The sequence below is a fragment of the Citrobacter sp. Igbk 17 genome (assembly GCF_028069775.1).
In the GTDB taxonomy this organism is placed as follows: domain Bacteria; phylum Pseudomonadota; class Gammaproteobacteria; order Enterobacterales; family Enterobacteriaceae; genus Citrobacter.
Genome location: NZ_JANEWI010000016.1, coordinates 1 through 18,171 on the forward strand (window position 1 = coordinate 1; position 18,171 = coordinate 18,171).

At 51.1% G+C, this 18,171-nt stretch carries 16 protein-coding genes; 11 read left to right on the forward strand and 5 right to left on the reverse strand.

Translation table 11 applies throughout. The features are described from left to right. The first annotated feature begins 253 nt into the window (after positions 1-253). The 10 genes from glmS to cobO all read left to right on the forward strand — a co-directional run bounded on the left by glmS (position 254) and on the right by cobO (position 11,463). Positions 254-703 carry a methylaspartate mutase subunit S gene (gene glmS, locus NNO08_RS11285; protein ID WP_137381330.1) on the forward strand — a complete coding sequence of 150 codons (450 nt, stop codon included), beginning with the start codon at positions 254-256 and terminating at the stop codon, positions 701-703. Beyond that, complete coding sequence (gene glmL, locus NNO08_RS11290) at positions 703-2,097, forward strand: methylaspartate mutase accessory protein GlmL (RefSeq protein ID WP_271456744.1); 1,395 nt, start codon at positions 703-705, stop codon at positions 2,095-2,097. The genes glmS and glmL overlap by 1 nt, the downstream gene beginning before the upstream one ends. Positions 2,098-2,109: 12 nt before the next feature. Further along, complete coding sequence (locus NNO08_RS11295) at positions 2,110-3,555, forward strand: methylaspartate mutase subunit E (RefSeq protein WP_271450205.1); 1,446 nt, start codon at positions 2,110-2,112, stop codon at positions 3,553-3,555. After that, a complete protein-coding gene (locus tag NNO08_RS11300) occupies positions 3,555-4,796 on the forward strand; it encodes a methylaspartate ammonia-lyase (RefSeq protein ID WP_137381333.1) in 1,242 nt (413 codons plus the stop codon). The genes NNO08_RS11295 and NNO08_RS11300 overlap by 1 nt, the downstream gene beginning before the upstream one ends. Before the next feature lie 3 nt (positions 4,797-4,799). Beyond that, a complete protein-coding gene (locus NNO08_RS11305) occupies positions 4,800-6,170 on the forward strand; it encodes an acyclic terpene utilization AtuA family protein (RefSeq protein WP_045441108.1) in 1,371 nt (456 codons plus the stop codon). Beyond that, positions 6,167-6,484: a DUF4387 domain-containing protein gene (locus NNO08_RS11310; protein WP_005122536.1), complete on the forward strand. Its 318-nt coding sequence runs from the start codon at positions 6,167-6,169 to the stop codon at positions 6,482-6,484. Before NNO08_RS11305 ends, NNO08_RS11310 begins: the two co-directional genes overlap by 4 nt. A gap of 168 nt (positions 6,485-6,652) precedes the next feature. After that, a complete protein-coding gene (locus tag NNO08_RS11315) occupies positions 6,653-7,957 on the forward strand; it encodes a dicarboxylate/amino acid:cation symporter (protein WP_137381335.1) in 1,305 nt (434 codons plus the stop codon). A 146-nt stretch (positions 7,958-8,103) separates the two neighbouring features. Continuing rightward, positions 8,104-9,105 carry a glutaminase A gene (glsA, locus tag NNO08_RS11320; protein ID WP_271456745.1) on the forward strand — a complete coding sequence of 334 codons (1,002 nt, stop codon included), beginning with the start codon at positions 8,104-8,106 and terminating at the stop codon, positions 9,103-9,105. A gap of 93 nt (positions 9,106-9,198) precedes the next feature. After that, positions 9,199-10,851: a class I fumarate hydratase gene (locus tag NNO08_RS11325; RefSeq protein WP_271455625.1), complete on the forward strand. Its 1,653-nt coding sequence runs from the start codon at positions 9,199-9,201 to the stop codon at positions 10,849-10,851. 9 nt (positions 10,852-10,860) lie between these two features. Continuing rightward, a complete protein-coding gene (gene cobO, locus NNO08_RS11330) occupies positions 10,861-11,463 on the forward strand; it encodes a cob(I)yrinic acid a,c-diamide adenosyltransferase (protein ID WP_048212249.1) in 603 nt (200 codons plus the stop codon). A 120-nt stretch (positions 11,464-11,583) separates the two neighbouring features. Here cobO and NNO08_RS11335 read toward each other — a convergent pair whose 3' ends face one another. Then, entirely contained in the window at positions 11,584-12,486 is a 903-nt protein-coding gene (locus NNO08_RS11335; protein WP_137381339.1) for a LysR family transcriptional regulator, read from the reverse strand. A 404-nt stretch (positions 12,487-12,890) separates the two neighbouring features. Between NNO08_RS11335 and cobA the strand changes: the two genes are divergently transcribed. Further along, the gene (cobA, locus tag NNO08_RS11340; protein ID WP_271456746.1) at positions 12,891-13,679 is read left to right on the forward strand and encodes a uroporphyrinogen-III C-methyltransferase; all 789 of its coding nucleotides are present in this window, start codon (positions 12,891-12,893) and stop codon (positions 13,677-13,679) included. Here the strand turns inward: cobA and NNO08_RS11345 are convergent. The 4 genes from NNO08_RS11345 to odhB form a co-directional block, all read right to left on the reverse strand. Then, positions 13,658-14,551 carry a PocR ligand-binding domain-containing protein gene (locus NNO08_RS11345; RefSeq protein ID WP_271456747.1) on the reverse strand — a complete coding sequence of 298 codons (894 nt, stop codon included), beginning with the start codon at positions 14,549-14,551 and terminating at the stop codon, positions 13,658-13,660. The two genes, cobA and NNO08_RS11345, sit on opposite strands and share 22 nt — an antisense overlap. Before the next feature lie 257 nt (positions 14,552-14,808). Then, positions 14,809-15,678, reverse strand: a complete 870-nt coding sequence (gene sucD / locus NNO08_RS11350; protein ID WP_005122544.1) for a succinate--CoA ligase subunit alpha — start codon at positions 15,676-15,678, stop codon at positions 14,809-14,811. Next, entirely contained in the window at positions 15,678-16,844 is a 1,167-nt protein-coding gene (sucC, locus tag NNO08_RS11355; protein WP_003022927.1) for an ADP-forming succinate--CoA ligase subunit beta, read from the reverse strand. The genes sucD and sucC overlap by 1 nt, the downstream gene beginning before the upstream one ends. Before the next feature lie 91 nt (positions 16,845-16,935). Next, positions 16,936-18,159 (reverse strand): 2-oxoglutarate dehydrogenase complex dihydrolipoyllysine-residue succinyltransferase, encoded by a 1,224-nt coding sequence (gene odhB / locus NNO08_RS11360; protein ID WP_271442216.1) that lies wholly within the window; start codon positions 18,157-18,159, stop codon positions 16,936-16,938. Between the last annotated feature and the right edge of the window lie 12 nt (positions 18,160-18,171).

Here is an 18,171-nt window from a genome sequence, read left to right on the forward strand (position 1 = left end):
GTTGTTTATTACGCAATTCGCTAATAAATAAAATAACCAATAGAAATTAGTTTATAACATACTGATTTAAATGAATTTTTATGAAAGCGAAATATAACAATCATTTTATGCAGGATATTTTGAAAATAGATCAATTGCTTCCTTTTTCGCTTCCACAGAAACTCCAACCCTATTAAGAGGTTGTCACAATCCATGTTCTAAATATTAGAAATATTCTTTACTTATTGACCATCAGCCCTACAGAGGATTACCCATGAAGAAATCTACACTTGTTATTGGCGTCATCGGTGCTGACTGCCATGCAGTAGGCAATAAAGTTCTGGATCGCGTTTTTACTGCTCATGATTTTCACGTAATCAACCTCGGGGTGATGGTGAGCCAGGATGAATATATTGATGCCGCAATTGAAACAGGCGCCGATGCCATCGTGGTGTCCTCCATCTACGGCCACGGCGACATTGACTGCCTCGGCTTACGTGAGCGCTGCATTGAACGCGGCCTGGGCGACATTCTGCTGTATGTCGGCGGTAACCTTGTCGTGGGCAAACACGATTTTGCCGATGTCGAAGTGAAGTTTAAAGAAATGGGCTTCAACCGCGTTTTCGCCCCCAGCCACGACCTGGAAGATGTCTGCTCGCTTATCACTAACGATATTCACCAACACAATGGCCTCGAACAGCGTTGCCTGGAAGAGGCCATCTGATGCAAACAGTTTCTGTCGATATCGGCTCGACATGGACCAAGGCAGCCCTCTTCGCACAGGAAGGAGAGGTGTTAACGCTGGTCAATCATGTCCTGACCCCAACCACCACACATCATCTGGCAGACGGTTTTTTTGCCAGCCTGAATCAGGTGCTGAATGTTGCCGATGCTCGCCCGTTACTGAAAAGTGGTGAAGTGCAGTTGAAGTACTCCTCCTCAGCCAAAGGTGGACTCGCCGTTGCAGCAATGGGGCTGGTGCCTTCCATTACGCTGGAATCGGCGAAAGTTACCGCTCACTCGGCAGGAGCGAAAATCGCGCAATATTATTCCTACAAGCTGAACCGTCATGACATCCAGGAGCTGGAATCCGTACCGCCAGATATCCTGTTGTTTACAGGGGGTACAGATGGCGGTGAAGAAAGCTATGGATTGGCCAATGCGCGTGCACTGGCGGATTCGAAGCTTGATTGCGCCATCATCTATGCCGGAAACCGTGATATTCAGGACGAAATACAAACGATTCTGGGTCACAAAGATCTGACCACGGTAGACAACATCCTGCCGGATCTCGATCACCCGAATCCGTTTGCCGCTCGCCAGGCCATTTGCGATGTGTTCTTGTCACGCATCGTAAAAGGTAAAGGTCTTGACGTCATCGTGGGTGAAACAGGCGAAGACCCCATGCCGACGCCGTGGACGGTGTATGAACTGGTAAAAGCAATTAGCGATTACGACAGCGCATGGAAGGAATTCATGCTGATCGATATGGGTGGCGCCACCACGGATGTCTATTCAGCCAGCGCGAATACCCTCTCCCCCGATACTGTCCTGCATGGTGTCCCTGAACCTTTCGTCAAACGTACCGTTGAAGGTGATTTGGGCATGCGCGTTTCCGCCGTCGTGGTGGGAGAAAGCACGCAGGATATGGTGAAAGTTGTTTTCGCCCAACAGCCACAACGTGAGGAGGCGTTTTATCGCTACCTGCGCCATCTGGTTGGGCAGCCGGACTACCTGCCGGTCAACGAGGAAGAGAAATATTTCGACACTCTGTTAGCCGGTTTGTGCGTGGGCTATGCCACTGAGCGCCACGCGGGCACTAAGAAGCAGGTTTGCACCTGCGTCGGTAACGTGGATTTACAGATGGGTCGCGATCTCACCACCGTACGGAAAGTTGTCGGTTCAGGTGGATGGCTCTCTCGCGCCAGCCAGTTCGATATTCATAACTGGCTCAAATACCGGGAGCTGGACGACCAGGGTAAAAGAATTCTGTTACCGAATCAGTTTGAGTATTACCGCGATTCATATGGCCTGCTCCCTCTACTGGCAAACGTCGCCAGGCTGCACCCGCAAGCCGCTGCTCGCACCAGCATTCAGTGTTTAACCCTACAAAACTAAAGGCAGCTACGAATGGAACTTCGAAATAAAAAATTGACCCACGACGAATTCATGACCGAAAGGCACCAGGTGTTGCAAACCTGGGAAACCGGCAAAGACGTTGAGAACTTCGAAGATGGCGTGAAGTACCAGCAATCAATTCCAGATTCAAAACGCTTCTCCCTCGCGCTGTTGAAGGCCGATCAAGAAGGTAAAACGCTGAGCCAGCCGCGTGCAGGCGTCGCACTCATGGATGAACACATTGAGCTGCTTAAAACATTGCAGGAAGAATGTGACCTCCTGCCAAGTACAATCGATGCCTATACCCGTCTGAACCGGTATGAAGAAGCGGCTGTCGGGATCCAAAAATCTATCGAGGCGGGCACCTCCAAACTGAATGGTTTACCCGTCGTCAATCATGGGGTTGCTGCCTGCCGCCGTATGACTGAGTCGCTGGAGAAACCAATCCAGGTCCGCCACGGTACGCCAGATGCACGTCTGCTGGCAGAAATCGCCATGGCCAGTGGCTTTACCAGCTACGAAGGTGGCGGTATCTCCTACAACATCCCTTACGCCAAACGCGTCACTCTGGAAAAATCCATTCGTGACTGGCAGTACTGCGATCGCCTGATGGGACTGTACGAAGAAAATGGTATTCGCATCAACCGTGAACCGTTTGGTCCGTTGACCGGCACCCTGATCCCGCCGTTTATGTCCCACTCGGTGGCGATTATCGAAGGTCTGCTGGCACTGGAACAAGGCGTGAAGTCCATTACCGTCGGTTACGGCCAGGTCGGTAGTTTGACGCAGGATATCGCAGCCATTCAGGCACTGCGCGAACTGTCCCACGAATACTTCCATAACCACGGCTTCGATGATTATGAGCTGAGTACCGTATTCCACCAGTGGATGGGCGGATTCCCGGAAGATGAAGCAAAAGCCTTCTCCGTTATCGCCTGGGGCGCTGCGGTTGCTGGCATGTCCGGTGCCACAAAAGTCATTACCAAGAGCCCGCATGAAGCCTTCGGCATCCCAACCGCCGCGGCTAACGCTCAGGGTCTTAAAGCGTCACGCCAGATGCTTAACATGGTCAGCGACCAGAAGTTCCCGCAGTGCGCTGCCGTGGAACAGGAAGTCGAACTGATTAAGAGTGAAGTCCGCGCAGTACTGAAAAAAGTCTTCGAGCTGGGTAATGGCGACATTGCACGCGGTACGGTACTGGCTTTTGAAGCTGGTGTTCTGGATGTCCCCTTCGCCCCAGCCGCTTGCAACGCAGGCAAAATTCTGCCGGTGCGCGATAACACAGGTGCTATCCGTATTCTCGAAGCCGGTGCAGTTCCACTGCCGAAAGACATTCTCGCGCTGCACCACGACTACGTCTCAGAGCGCGCACATTTTGAAGGTCGCAAACCTTCTTTCCAGATGGTCATTGATGACATCAACGCCGTATCCCACAGTAAATTAATAGGAAGACCATAATGAAAATCAAACAGGCCCTTTTCACCGCTGGCTACTCCTCATTTTATTTTGACGATCAGCAGGCCATCAAAAACGGCGCAGGTCATGACGGCTTTATCTATACCGGCGATCCGGTAACGCCAGGCTTTACCTCCGTGCGTCAGGCTGGTGAATGCGTATCCGTCCAGCTGGTTCTGGAAAACGGCGCGGTCGCAGTGGGTGATTGCGCTGCGGTGCAATATTCAGGTGCCGGCGGCCGTGATCCGCTGTTCCTGGCTGAGAACTTCATTCCATTCCTCAACGATCACATCAAACCGCTGCTGGAAGGTCGTGACGTTGATGCATTCCTGCCGAATGCCCGTTTCTTTGACCAACTGCGTATTGACGGCCACCTGCTGCATACCGCCGTTCGTTATGGTCTGTCTCAGGCACTGCTTGACGCGGCGGCACTGGCCACCGGTCGTCTGAAAACTGAAGTGGTATGCGACGAGTGGCAACTGCCGTGCGTACCAGAAGCCATTCCATTATTTGGTCAGAGTGGTGACGACCGCTATATCGCCGTCGACAAAATGATCCTCAAAGGTGTGGATGTCCTGCCGCATGCACTGATCAATAACGTTGAAGAGAAGCTGGGCTTTAAAGGCGAAAAACTGCGTGAGTATGTGCGTTGGCTGTCTGACCGTATCTTAAGCCTGCGCACTAGCGAGCGTTATCACCCGACGCTGCATATCGATGTGTACGGCACGATCGGCCTGATTTTTGATATGGACCCGGTGCGTTGCGCCGAATACATCGCCAGCCTGGAAGCCGAAGCTCAAGGCCTGCCGCTGTACATTGAAGGTCCGGTTGATGCCGGCAACAAACCGGATCAGATCCGCATGTTGACCGCCATCACCAAAGAGCTGACCCGTCTGGGCTCCGGCGTGAAAATCGTGGCTGATGAATGGTGTAACACCTACCAGGACATCGTGGACTTCACCGACGCGGGCAGCTGCCACATGGTGCAGATCAAAACCCCGGACCTGGGCGGTATTCACAACATCGTTGATGCGGTGCTGTATTGCAACAAACACGCCATGGAAGCCTATCAGGGCGGTACCTGTAACGAAACCGAGATCAGTGCTCGCACCTGTGTCCACGTCGCACTGGCCGCACGCCCAATGCGCATGCTGGTAAAACCGGGTATGGGATTCGATGAAGGTCTCAACATCGTGTTTAACGAAATGAACCGCACCATCGCGCTGTTGCAAACTAAGGATTAAGAGATGGCACGCACATTTAAGATCTTATCGCCTACGGCTATCCTGGGTTATGGCTTCCCGGAAGAGAGTTTTCGTAAAGCCATGGAAGAGTCACCGGATCTTATTGCTGTTGACGCAGGTTCCTCCGATCCTGGCCCCCACTACCTGGGGGCAGGTAAACCCTTCACTGACAGGGCTGGGGTAAAACGCGATCTGCGCTATATGATCGTGGCGGGCGTTAAGAACAACATCCCTGTAGTTATCGGCACCGCCGGTGGTTCCGGTGCTGCTCCGCATTTGGAGTGGTGCCGCCAGATAATCCATGAGATTGCCCAGGAAGAAAAACTGTCTTTCTCCATGGCGCTGATTCCGTCTGATGTTGATAAAGAAGTGGTTCACCAGGCACTGGATAACGGCAAAATCACCGCGCTGGATTTCGTGCCTGAGTTAACTCACGAAGCCATCGAAGACAGCACCTACATCGTCGCGCAGATGGGTGTCGAACCTTTCCAGCGTGCGCTGAAAGCAGGTGCACAGGTTGTTCTGGGCGGACGCGCTTACGATCCAGCCTGCTTCGCGGCGCTGCCGATTATGCAAGGCTTTGATGAAGGTCTGGCGTTGCACTGCGGTAAGATCCTTGAGTGTGCTGCCATTGCAGCAACCCCTGGCTCCGGCTCGGATTGCGCAATGGGGATCATCGACGACAACGGCTTTACGCTGAAGGCGTTCAATCCAAAGCGTAAGTTCACCGAAACCTCCGCTGCGGCGCATACCTTGTACGAGAAGTCCGACCCGTACTTCCTGCCGGGACCAGGCGGCGTACTGAATCTGAAGGCATGTACTTTCACCGCAGTTAACGAAGGTGAAGTGTATGTCAGCGGTTCGCGTCATGAAGAAACGCCGTATGCACTGAAACTGGAAGGCGCACGTCAGGTTGGCTTCCGCTGCCTGACTATCGCTGGGACGCGCGACCCGATAATGATTGCCGGTATCGACACCATTCTCGAAGAAGTACAGGCAAGCGTGGCACGTAACCTCTCACTGAATGATGACAGTATCCGCATGACGTTCCACCTTTACGGTAAGAATGGCGTGATGGGTAATCATGAACCGATGAAAACCGCGGGTCATGAACTGGGGATTTTACTGGACGTCGTCGCGCCAACGCAGGATATCGCCAACAGCGTTTGCTCGCTGGTGCGCTCTACCCTACTGCACTACGGCTATGAAAATCGTATTGCGACCGCGGGCAACCTCGCTTTCCCATTCTCGCCATCTGATATTCAGAGTGGGCCGGTGTATGAGTTCTCGATCTATCACCTGATTGAAGCCAGCGATGCACTGCGGTTTGATTTCCACATTGAGCAGGTGACGCCAGAAGGAGTTCAGGCATGAAACAATCAATTTGTTCACTGGCGCAGGTCATTCGCTCCAAAAATGCCGGACCGTACGAACTGGTTTTAGATATTTTGTTTAAAACCCGGGAAGACTATCAGCGGGTAAAGCGTTCGGAGCAATTAACTCCGCAACTTATTGCTGGGTTATATAATGTTGAACCTGATTTTATTCACAATATTGTCTGGTTTGATCCCGCTAACGCAGTAAAAATTGTCATGCCGCGCGATATTATTTCCGGCAATGTCGGTGACAATGATGTTTATGGCGCGCAGCAACACGCACCATTATTAAGTATTGAATTCGATCTGTAACAAAAAAACACAATAACAGCCATTGGAGCACAGAGTTCAGCGGTATCACAGTGCTTCGAATATTCATGCGGTTGGTCACAACAGGCGTGCGTCTGAGCTGCTGTCCGGGCTCAGGCACACGCCACCCTACATTATTCCAATTACCAGCCTTTATCCGATGGAGTACACATGAAGAAAATTAGTTTAACGAAGATGATCATATTAGGCCTGATACTCGGCATGATTGCCGGGGTGGCCATTAATAATATGGCCGCGGCTGAAACAGCAAAATCATATGCACAGGATATTTCCATTTTCACCACTATATTCTTACGTATGGTGAAGATGATTATTGCGCCATTGGTTATTTCAACTCTGGTTGTCGGTATTGCCAAGATGGGCGATGCCAAAACGCTGGGTCGTATATTTTCTAAAACCTTTTTCCTGTTTATTTGTGCCTCACTGCTGTCAATCGCATTGGGTCTGGTTATCGTTAATATCTTCCAGCCGGGCGCAGGCATCAACTTTGTTGCTCATGACGCAGGCGCTGTTGCCGCTGTTAAGTCAGAGCCGTTCACGCTGAAAGTCTTTATCTCACATGCCGTACCAACCAGTATCGTTGACGCAATGGCGCGTAACGAAATTCTGCAGATCGTGGTGTTCTCCATTTTCCTCGGTTGCAGCCTGGCCGCCATCGGTGAAAAAGCCGAGCCTATCGTTAAGGTTCTGGATTCGCTGGTACACGTCATGCTGAAGTTGACAGGCTACGTCATGCTGTTTGCCCCACTGACCGTTTTCGCGGCTATTTCCGGTCTGATTGCCGAGCGTGGTCTGGGTGTAATGGTCAGTGCCGGTATCTTTATGGGCGAGTTCTACCTGACACTGGGTATGCTGTGGGCAATTCTGATTGGCCTGTCGACACTCATTGTTGGTCCTTGCATCAGCCGTCTCACCAAATCAATCTTCGAACCGGCGCTGTTGGCCTTTACCACGTCCAGTTCTGAAGCGGCCTTCCCTGGCACGCTGGATAAGCTGGAAAAATTCGGCGTATCGTCAAAAATTGCCAGCTTCGTTTTGCCGATTGGCTACTCCTTTAACCTCGTCGGTTCCATGGCCTATTGCTCCTTTGCCACCGTCTTTATTGCCCAGGCGTGCAACATTGAGCTGAGCATGGGCGAGCAAATCACCATGCTGCTGATCCTGATGCTGACCTCGAAAGGGATGGCGGGCGTACCGCGTGCATCCATGGTGGTTATCGCCGCAACCCTGAACCAGTTCAACATTCCGGAAGCCGGTCTGATCCTGCTGATGGGCGTCGATCCGTTCCTCGATATGGGGCGTTCAGCCACTAACGTCATGAGTAATGCCATGGGTGCTGCCATTGTAGGTCGCTGGGAAGGTGAACACTTTGGTTCAGGCTGCCGCGGAACAGCGCCAGTCAAAACACCGGAGCAAGACCGCCCGGTTACCGAAACAGAGGTCGCGTTGTCCTGATAGCAGAAGGACGACTAGTCGTAGGCCGGATAAAACGCGCCAGCGTTGCCATCCGGCAATTATACCGTGTTAACGCCGGATGGCGGCGTAAACGCCTTATCCGGCCTACAGGATAGTTTTCCCAACAACATCAACAGGAACGCACAATGAACAAAACAATTATCGGCGTGAGTCTCTTTGCTTTCAGCGTCTTGTTTAGCTCTGCCTCATTCGCGCAAACCACGCCGGACTACGCAAAGCTAATAGAGCAGGCACATCAGAAATACAAAAGTAACAATGATGGAAAAGTCGCCGACTATATCCCTGCCCTGGCGAGCTACAGTCCCAATAATTTTGCCATCACCATTGCCACAGTAGACGGAAAAATCTACCAGGTGGGTGATGTTAAAAAGCCCTTCCCGATGGAATCCCTGAGTAAAGTCTTCACCATGGCACTGGCTATGGAGCAGCATGGCCCGCAGGTGGTTCTGGATAAACTCGGGGCCAATGCCACCGGCATGCCATTCAACTCAGGTTTAGCCGTTGAACTCACGAAAGGCGCACCGGAAAACCCACTGGTGAATGCAGGTGCAATGAGCACCGTCAGCCTGATTGAGGCCAAAGACAAAACCGATCGCTGGAACAAAATCCTCAACAACCTGAATGTCTGGGCGGATGCCTCACTGACGGTCAACGAACCGGTATTCAAGTCCGAGATGGAAACCAATCAGCACAACCAGGCACTGGCGAAGCTGATGGAGTCCTACAACAGTTTCTACGGCAACACAGAGGAAGCGGTAGAAATTTATACCCGCCAATGCTCAGTGGACATCACCGTTGAGCAACTGGCCAAAATGGGTGCCGTACTCGCGAACAAAGGCAAGTCGCCCTTCAACGGTAAGCAGTTGCTGAATGAACGCTATGTGCCACAGGTGCTGGCTGAAATGGCAATTGCCGGGCTGTACGACGGCAGCGGCAAATGGCTGTACAGCGTCGGAATTCCGGCGAAAAGCGGCGTTGGCGGCGGAATGGTTGCGGTAGTGCCCGGCAAATATGCGATTGCCGTCTATTCTCCGCCGTTGGACGAAGCCGGTAACAGCGTTCGTGCCCAGAAAACTATCGAATATGTCGCTGACGAGACCAAAGCCAATGTCTTTTTAGCAAAATAACTCTATGCCGGATGGCGCTTCGCTTATCCGGCCTACGATTAGCACATTTATTTACGCCGTCATCCGGCAAAAATGAAGAGGTGAGAAGTAAACATGTCTAAACCATTTGTCTGGCAGGAACTCTTTGTTCAGAGTAAAGATAATACCGAATATGAATTGCTCAGTAATCAACACATTACGGTGACGGAGTTAGACGGAGAGGAAGTTATTAAGGTTGCGCCGGAAGCGTTAACCTTGTTAGCACAGCAGGCATTTTATGAGGCCTCATTTTTCCTGCGCGCCGGACATTTGAAACAGATTGCCAGCATTTTGCACGATCCACAGGCCAGCAGTAATGACAAGTATGTCGCATTACAGCTGCTGCGCAATGCCGAAGTCTCAGCCAAAGGCGTACTACCAAACTGCCAGGACACCGGTACCGCCACCATTGTCGCCAGCAAAGGCCAGCAGGTCTGGACCGGTGGCGATGATGCCGAAGCATTAAGCAAGGGTGTATATACCACCTTTACGGAAAGTAACCTGCGCTATTCACAAAATGCCCCGCTGGACATGTATAACGAGGTCAATACCCAGACCAACCTGCCTGCACAAATCGACATCAGCGCGACGCTGGGTAGCGAATACCGTTTCCTGTTCGTCAACAAAGGTGGTGGCTCTGCTAACAAAGCCGCGTTGTTCCAGGAAACCAAATCTATTCTGCAGCCGGAGAAATTGACGGCTTTCCTGATCGAAAAAATGAAATCGCTGGGCACTGCCGCTTGTCCGCCGTACCACATCGCCTTTGTGGTTGGCGGATTATCTGCCGATCAGTCGCTAAAAGTTGCGAAGCTGGCATCGACCAAATATTACGATAACCTGCCCACCAGCGGGAATGAACTGGGCCAGGCATTCCGCGATACAGCACTGGAAGCCGAACTGCTCAATGCCAGCCGCGAATTTGGCATCGGCGCGCAGTTTGGTGGCAAATACTTTGCCCACGACATTCGTGTTATTCGTCTGCCGCGCCACGGTGGCTCCTGCCCTATCGCCATGGCGCTCTCCTGCTCGGCTGACCGCAACATCAAGGCTAAAATTAATAAACACGGTATCTGGCTGGAGAAACTCGAACATAACCCAGGTAAGTTTATTCCCGACTCTCACCGCGTTGAAAACACCGCCCAGACGGTACAGCTCAACCTCGATCGCCCGTTGCGTGACATTCTTAATGATTTGTCAGCTCTGCCCATTGGTACCCGCCTGTCGCTCAGCGGCCCGATTGTTGTCGCTCGCGATATCGCCCACGCAAACATTAAAGCGCGTCTGGATAACGGCGAACCGATGCCGGAATACATGAAAAAGCATATCGTTTATTACGCAGGTCCCGCCAAAACCCCGGAAAATCAGGCCTGTGGATCAATGGGTCCGACCACCGGCGGGCGTATGGATGGGTATGTCGATGCTTTCCAGGCACAAGGCGGCAGCCTCATTATGCTCACCAAGGGTAACCGCAGCCAGCAGGTTACTGATGCCTGCCACAAACACGGTGGATTTAGCCTCGGCAGCATCGGCGGCGCAGCGGCTCTGCTGGCACAGCAATATGTGAAGAGCCTGCACTGCCTTGAGTATCCCGAACTGGGCATGGAAGCGGTCTGGATGATGGAAGTTAAAAATATGCCAGCCTTCGTCTTAGTGGATGACAAAGGCAATAACTTCTTCAGTCAGTTTGAACAGCAGCATCGCTGCGCAACCTGCCCGGCAGGACATTAAGGAGCGACCATGGAAGCGCGAGCCAACAATGACCGACATCGCCAGCGTCAGCAAAAGCTGAAAGCGCAGGTCGATACCCGCGTGGCGGCAGCAACGGAGAAAAAAGGGATTCTGATTGTCTTCACCGGCAATGGCAAAGGGAAATCCACCGCAGCCTTCGGCACGGCGACGCGCGCGGTTGGTCACGGAAAAACCGTTGGCGTCGCGCAGTTTATTAAAGGCCAGTGGGATAATGGCGAGTACAACACGCTGCACCCTCTAGGCGTGGAGTTTCATATTATGGGTACCGGTTTTACCTGGGAAACCCAGAACCGGGAAGCCGATATCGAGGCGGCCACGGCAGTGTGGCAGGAAAGTAAGCGCATGCTAGCCGATGCGCATTATGATCTGGTCGTACTGGACGAACTCACTTATATGTTGGCTTATCACTATCTGGATACTCAGGAGGTTATCAGCGCCATCGAAAATCGCCCTGCCGACCAGAGTGTGATAGTCACCGGGCGCGGTTGCCATGCGCTGTTACTTGAACTTGCCGATACGGTCAGCGAGCTTCGCCCGGTTAAACACGCTTTTGATAGCGGCATTCAGGCACAGCCAGGTATCGACTGGTAATCGCTCCTTTGCCGGATAAGGCGTTTAAGCCGCATCCGGCGATTTGCCCAATGCCGCGATGCTTATCGCGGCCTATGGTGAACACTGAAACCTGTAGGCCTGATAAGGCGCAAGCCGCTATCAGGCAGCCGACACCACGGATTTATTTAGCAACCAGTTGCGGAAGATCTCCAAATGCAGGGACTCTGATTTCTCCTCCCGCCACGTCATGATAAATCGATTCCCGGTACGCATTGGAACATCGCAAGGAATCACCATATCTCCACTATCCAGATCGTGCTGAATGGCAAAACGGGGTAGCAATGCGACACCAAGGTTGGAGCGTACCGCCGCAATCAGCATCGACAAGAGATCAAATCGCGGACCTTTATTCACCAGCGGACTGCTGACATCGGACAGCGCAAACCATTCCTGCCAGCCTTTGATGCGGGTGCTTTGATGCAATAGCGGGTATTCGTTCAGCAGTTCATCGACGGACAGCTTCCGGTCCGGTTCGGCAAGCAGGCAACGACTGCACACGGGCAGAATTTCCTCTTCGAACAGATACTCTACCCCCGACCACGGAGAGTAAAAATCTTCCCGCATGATCGCTGCGTCATATTCCCGGTTAAGAAAATCACCAATATTCGCCAGAGAATGAATATTAACGATAATATCAGGATTGAGTTTATTGAACTCACGCAGGTTTGGGATCAGCCAGTGCGTACTGAACGTCGGGTTAACTGCCAGTTCGATCACTTGTACGGTCGGCTGCCATGTCATGATCGTCGTCGTGTCTCGTTCAAGCTTGTTCAGTGTCTCTTTAACGATAGTTAAATAGTGTTTGCCTGCCGCATTTAAAAAAATGCGTTTTTTGGCATGATTAAATAGCGCTGTATTAAGAAAATCCTCTAGCGCATTCACCTGGCGGAAAACAGCACTTTGTGTTAAAGCCAGCTCTTCAGCTGCCCGGGTATAACTTTCGTGACGCGCAACCACTTCAAAAGTTACCAGCAACTCCGTTTTGGGTATTTTTCCTCTCATAACCTCTTCCATATGCAGCGTACAAAAATAGTTTAATTTATAAAAAATAATTCATGCCACCCGAGTAAACATCGAGTGTTATATTTTATTTCAGGCATTGATGTCATTGATCCAATCCATGATTTGTTCATACTGATGGCGGATAAATATTAACCAATAATACTCAAGCACAACAATAAACACAATTTAATTAAGGTTAAATTCAGACACATAGCGCCAATAAGTTCTTAATAATTTTTCAAGTCATCTTGTTTATTGTGGAAAAAACTTTGCGAGATTAATCAATATTATCCTTGCGATAATTTAGGAAAATTTAGCGTTATAACTTACAGGCAAACGACTGCTTTTAATCATTCTCCGGGGTGGTTCTGCCTTTTTTTGTTAGACGTGATAAAGGACACAATGTGAAAACTTTCGGAAAGGTCTGGCTCGTTGGCGCAGGTCCCGGTGATATTTCATTACTCACCCTCAAAGCAGTGATGTGCATTAAACAAGCGGATGTCATTATTTACGACAGGTTGGTCAATCCTAAGATTCTGGAATGGGCATCCGCTGACTGTGAGCTTATCAATGTCGGTAAGAATCCGGGATTTCATTGCGTTCCACAGGATGAAATCAATGCGCTTCTCGTTCAGTATGCCCAGACGCATCACAATATCGTGCGCTTAAAAGGTGGCGATCCTTACGTATTTGGTCGTGGGGCCGAAGAAGCTGAAGGGCTTATCGAGCCGGGGATTCCTTTTGAAGTCGTCCCCGGTATCAGTTCAACCATTGGGGGATTAACCTGTGCCGGGATCCCGGTAACACATCGCGATTACGCCTCTGGTTTTCACGTGGTGACTGGCCATACACGCGAAGGTAATCAGCAACAGGACTGGCGCCAACTGGCCAAACTGAACGGTACATTGGTTATCGTCATGGGTATCGCGAATCTTGCATTCATCTGTGAAGAGCTACTGATGGGCGGAAAACCGGCGGAGACACCCGCGGCCATTATCATGTCCGCGACCCGGGAGAATCAGCGCCGACTGACCTGTACTCTCGGATCGTTACTGAGCAATGCGCAGGAAGCCAACATTACGCCGCCTGCACTGGTAGTCATTGGTGATGTCGTCACGCTGAGCGATCGTCTGTCTTTCATTCCTGCCGCTATCGAACTCCCTGAACATCTTTACTGCGAGAGTCTGGCGTGACGAAAAGACTGGGGTGATGTTTGATGCGCCGCCCGGAAAACGCGACAAAAATAACTGGTTTGTGCGTACTGAAGTTTCCGGGCAATACTGTCTATTGAATGAATAGGATCATGTAATAACTCCCCCGCCTTTTGCATTTTTTTCTGATTTACCCAGGTTTTAAAATTAACACCCTGACGCTTCTTAAAAAATCGACTAAAATAATTTGCACTTAAACAGACATGTGCTGCCACAGACTCCAGGGATAAGTCACTATACAAGTTTTCATCAATATATCGCAGTGCCGCCAGTAGTTTTTTCTCATGACGAGAAAGCTCCGTTAAATAGTGCCGGACGCTACTTACCGGTTTATCAAATACCACTTCAGATTGTTTTTCTTCTCTCTCAAAATTATTAACAATAAAATGCAATAAATTAGCCGATGCCACCAGCGTATTATTCTCAACCGCAACAAGTTGATCCCACTCGGTTTTTATTTCAGGATCGCCCATCCATCGTAATTCATCTTCAACGACGATAGTTTTATATTCCTGGTACTTAGCCCGAACCTGACCACAGATAATAAAACCATGCAGATTCCCCTCATAAATTAATGGTATGGAGAACAAACTTAACCCTGCATGGCAGCTGAATATTCTGGGTTTACACTGTTTCAGTGCCTCAAAAGCACACTGTTTATCGCACACCTGGCAACCAACACTGTAGCGTTTATTCGCTCTCATCAGCTTACAGAATGAATTAAAATTATGGCAGTCAGAGAGTGCTCTGCCTGTAACATCAACGACTACCGTTGCTAACCCCGTCGCATTGGAGAAAACTTCTGCTATAGAGAAAAAACATGGTAAGTAATCATCCTGAATTTTCAGCGACACATCATCCTCCAACCTTAATATGACTAAAGGCGGTAATATGCAAAATCCAGGCAAAAGAAAGAATGATGCTCGCCGCAAAAAATAATCTCATTTGTGAAGATGAATGTGATCAAATTGCATGATGCGAGATGACAGAAAATAAAAAAGGCCATCAATAGATGGCCAACCATGTCGAAAACGAATCAGTCTTGCTTCCTTCGCGTAACAGCTGTTTTCTGCTACGCGAAAGAGTCGGACCTTATACTGCTTTTTGAGAATTACTTAATTACCGCTTTCAGCGCTTCGCCAATATCGGCCAGACTACGCACGGTTTTCACACCAGCAGCTTCCAGCGCAGCGAATTTCTCATCCGCTGTCCCTTTACCACCCGCGATGATTGCGCCCGCGTGCCCCATACGTTTGCCTTTCGGCGCGGTCACACCTGCGATGTAACCCACAACCGGCTTAGTCACGTGATCTTTAATGTACGCAGCCGCTTCTTCTTCTGCGCTACCGCCGATCTCACCGATCATCACGATCGCTTCAGTCTGCGGATCTTCCTGGAACAGTTTCAGGATATCGATAAAGTTAGAGCCTGGGATCGGGTCACCGCCGATACCGACACAGGTAGACTGGCCAAAACCGTAGTCGGTGGTCTGCTTAACCGCTTCATAGGTCAGCGTACCGGAACGGGAAACAATGCCCACTTTACCCGGTTTATGAATGTGGCCCGGCATGATGCCGATTTTACATTCGCCCGGGGTGATAACACCTGGGCAGTTCGGGCCGATCATGCGTACGCCAGCTTCATCCAGTTTCACTTTCACGGTCAGCATATCCAGCGTTGGGATACCTTCGGTGATGGTGATGATCAGTTTGATGCCTGCATCGATAGCTTCCAGGATGGAATCTTTGCAAAACGGTGCCGGAACGTAGATAACGGTGGCGGTTGCGCCGGTCGCTTCTACGGCTTCACGTACGGTATTGAATACCGGCAGACCCAGATGCGTGGTGCCACCTTTACCCGGTGTAACGCCACCGACCATTTGCGTACCGTAAGCAATAGCCTGTTCAGAGTGGAATGTCCCCTGGCTACCGGTGAAGCCCTGGCAGATAACCTTGGTATCTTTATTAATTAAAACTGACATTATTTCCCCTCCACTGCGGCAACAACCTGCTGAGCTGCATCCGTCAGACTTTTCGCTGCAATAATATTCAGGCCGCTGTCAGCCAGTTTCTTCGCGCCGAGTTCGGCGTTGTTGCCTTCCAGACGCACAACAACAGGAACGTTAACACCCACTTCAGCTACCGCACCGATGATACCGTCAGCGATCAGATCGCAACGAACGATACCGCCGAAGATGTTAACCAGAACAGCTTTAACATTGTCGTCAGAGAGGATGATTTTGAATGCTTCGGTTACACGTTCTTTGGTCGCGCCGCCGCCAACGTCCAGGAAGTTCGCTGGTTCACCGCCGTGCAGTTTAACGATATCCATGGTGCCCATTGCCAGGCCCGCACCGTTAACCATACAACCAATGTTCCCGTCCAGTGCGACGTAGTTCAGTTCCCACTGTGCAGCCTGCGCTTCACGCGGATCTTCCTGAGACTGGTCGCGCATTTCACGCAGGTCAGCCTGGCGGAACAGCGCGTTACCGTCAGCGCCCAGTTTGCCGTCGAGGCAGATCAGATCGCCTTGTTTGGTTACCACCAGCGGGTTGATTTCGATCAGCGCCAGGTCGCGCTCCAGGAAAATCGTCGCCAGCCCCATGAAGATCTTGGTGAACTGCTGAACCTGTTTACCTTCCAGACCCAGTTTGAACGCCAGTTCACGACCCTGGTAAGGCATTGGGCCAGCCAGCGGATCGAGCGCCACCTTGTGGATCAGGTGTGGCGTTTCTTCCGCCACTTTTTCGATTTCCACACCGCCTTCGGTAGAGGCCATAAAGACCACGCGACGGGAACTACGGTCAACCACTGCGCCGAGGTAAAGTTCTTTACCAATGTCGGTCGCAGCTTCAACCAGAATCTGGTTTACCGGTTGGCCATGTGCGTCTGTCTGGTAAGTGACCAGACGTTTACCCAGCCAGTGTTCAGCAAAAGCGCGAATGTCTTCTTTGCTGTTAACAACCTTCACACCGCCCGCTTTACCACGGCCACCAGCGTGAACCTGACATTTTACTACCCACGGGCCTGCGCCGATTTTAGATGCGGCTTCTTCGGCTTCACGCGGAGTAGTACAGGCATAACCCACCGGTGCCGGTAAGCCATAGCGGGCAAAAAGTTGTTTTGCCTGATATTCATGTAAGTTCATGTGTTCTGTCCATCCTTCAGGTAATCGTTATCTTTTACCCGTAGGCCTGATAAGGCGTCCAGACCTACGGGGCAGGTGATACTCTTTTTGGTTACACGTCCAGCAGCAGACGTGTTGGATCTTCCAGCAACTCTTTAATGGTTACCAGGAAGCCTACTGACTCACGACCATCGATCAGACGGTGGTCATAAGACAGCGCCAGATACATCATCGGCAGGATTTCAACCTTACCGTCTACCGCCATCGGTCTGTCTTTGATGGCATGCATACCCAGGATGGCACTCTGCGGCGGGTTGATGATAGGCGTAGACATCAGGGAACCGAACACACCACCGTTAGTGATGGTGAAGTTACCGCCCGTCAGATCTTCAACCGTCAGCTTGCCGTCACGACCTTTTACTGCCAGTTCTTTAATATTCTTCTCGATGTCGGCCATACCCAGCAGATCAACATCACGCAGTACCGGGGTAACCAGACCACGCGGCGTGGAGACCGCCATGCTGACATCAAAGTAGTTGTGATAAACCACGTCATCACCATCGATAGACGCGTTCACTTCCGGATAGCGTTTCAGCGCTTCAACAACGGCTTTAACGTAGAAAGACATAAAGCCCAGACGGATACCGTGGCGTTTCTCAAACGCGTCACCGTACTGCTTACGCAGGTCCATGATTGGCTTCATGTTGACTTCGTTGAAGGTTGTCAGCATCGCGGTAGAGTTTTTCGCTTCCAGCAGACGCTCAGCCACGCGCTTACGTAGACGGGTCATCGGAACGCGTTTTTCACCACGTGCGCCCAGCGCAGGCTGTGCCGCAGGTGCTGCGGCCGGTGCTTTCGCTTCAGCTTTCGCCGCCGGCGCTTTAGCCAGATGTTTTTCAACATCTTCACGCGTAATACGTCCACCAACGCCTGTGCCGTTGATAGCGCTGGCTTCGAGGTTATGCTCACCCAACAGGCGACGGATTGCCGGGCTCAGGGCATCGTTGTTCTGCTCAGTGAGGGACGCCTGCTGGCGCTGCGCCGGAGTAGAATCTTTCTCTTCAGACTTGGCGCTGGTCTCTTTACCGGCGCTGTTGCCTTCACGCAGGCGACCGAGGATCTGGCGAGAAGTTACCGTTGTCCCTTCATCTTCCAGGACCGCATCAAGAATACCGTCCGCTGATGCCGGTACTTCCAGTACCACTTTGTCAGTTTCGATTTCTACCAGTACTTCATCACGACGTACTGCATCGCCCGGTTTTTTGTGCCAGGTTGCAACCGTTGCATCCGCTACGGATTCAGGCAGGTCGGGAACAAGAATATCTACGCTACTCATTATTTATCCTTT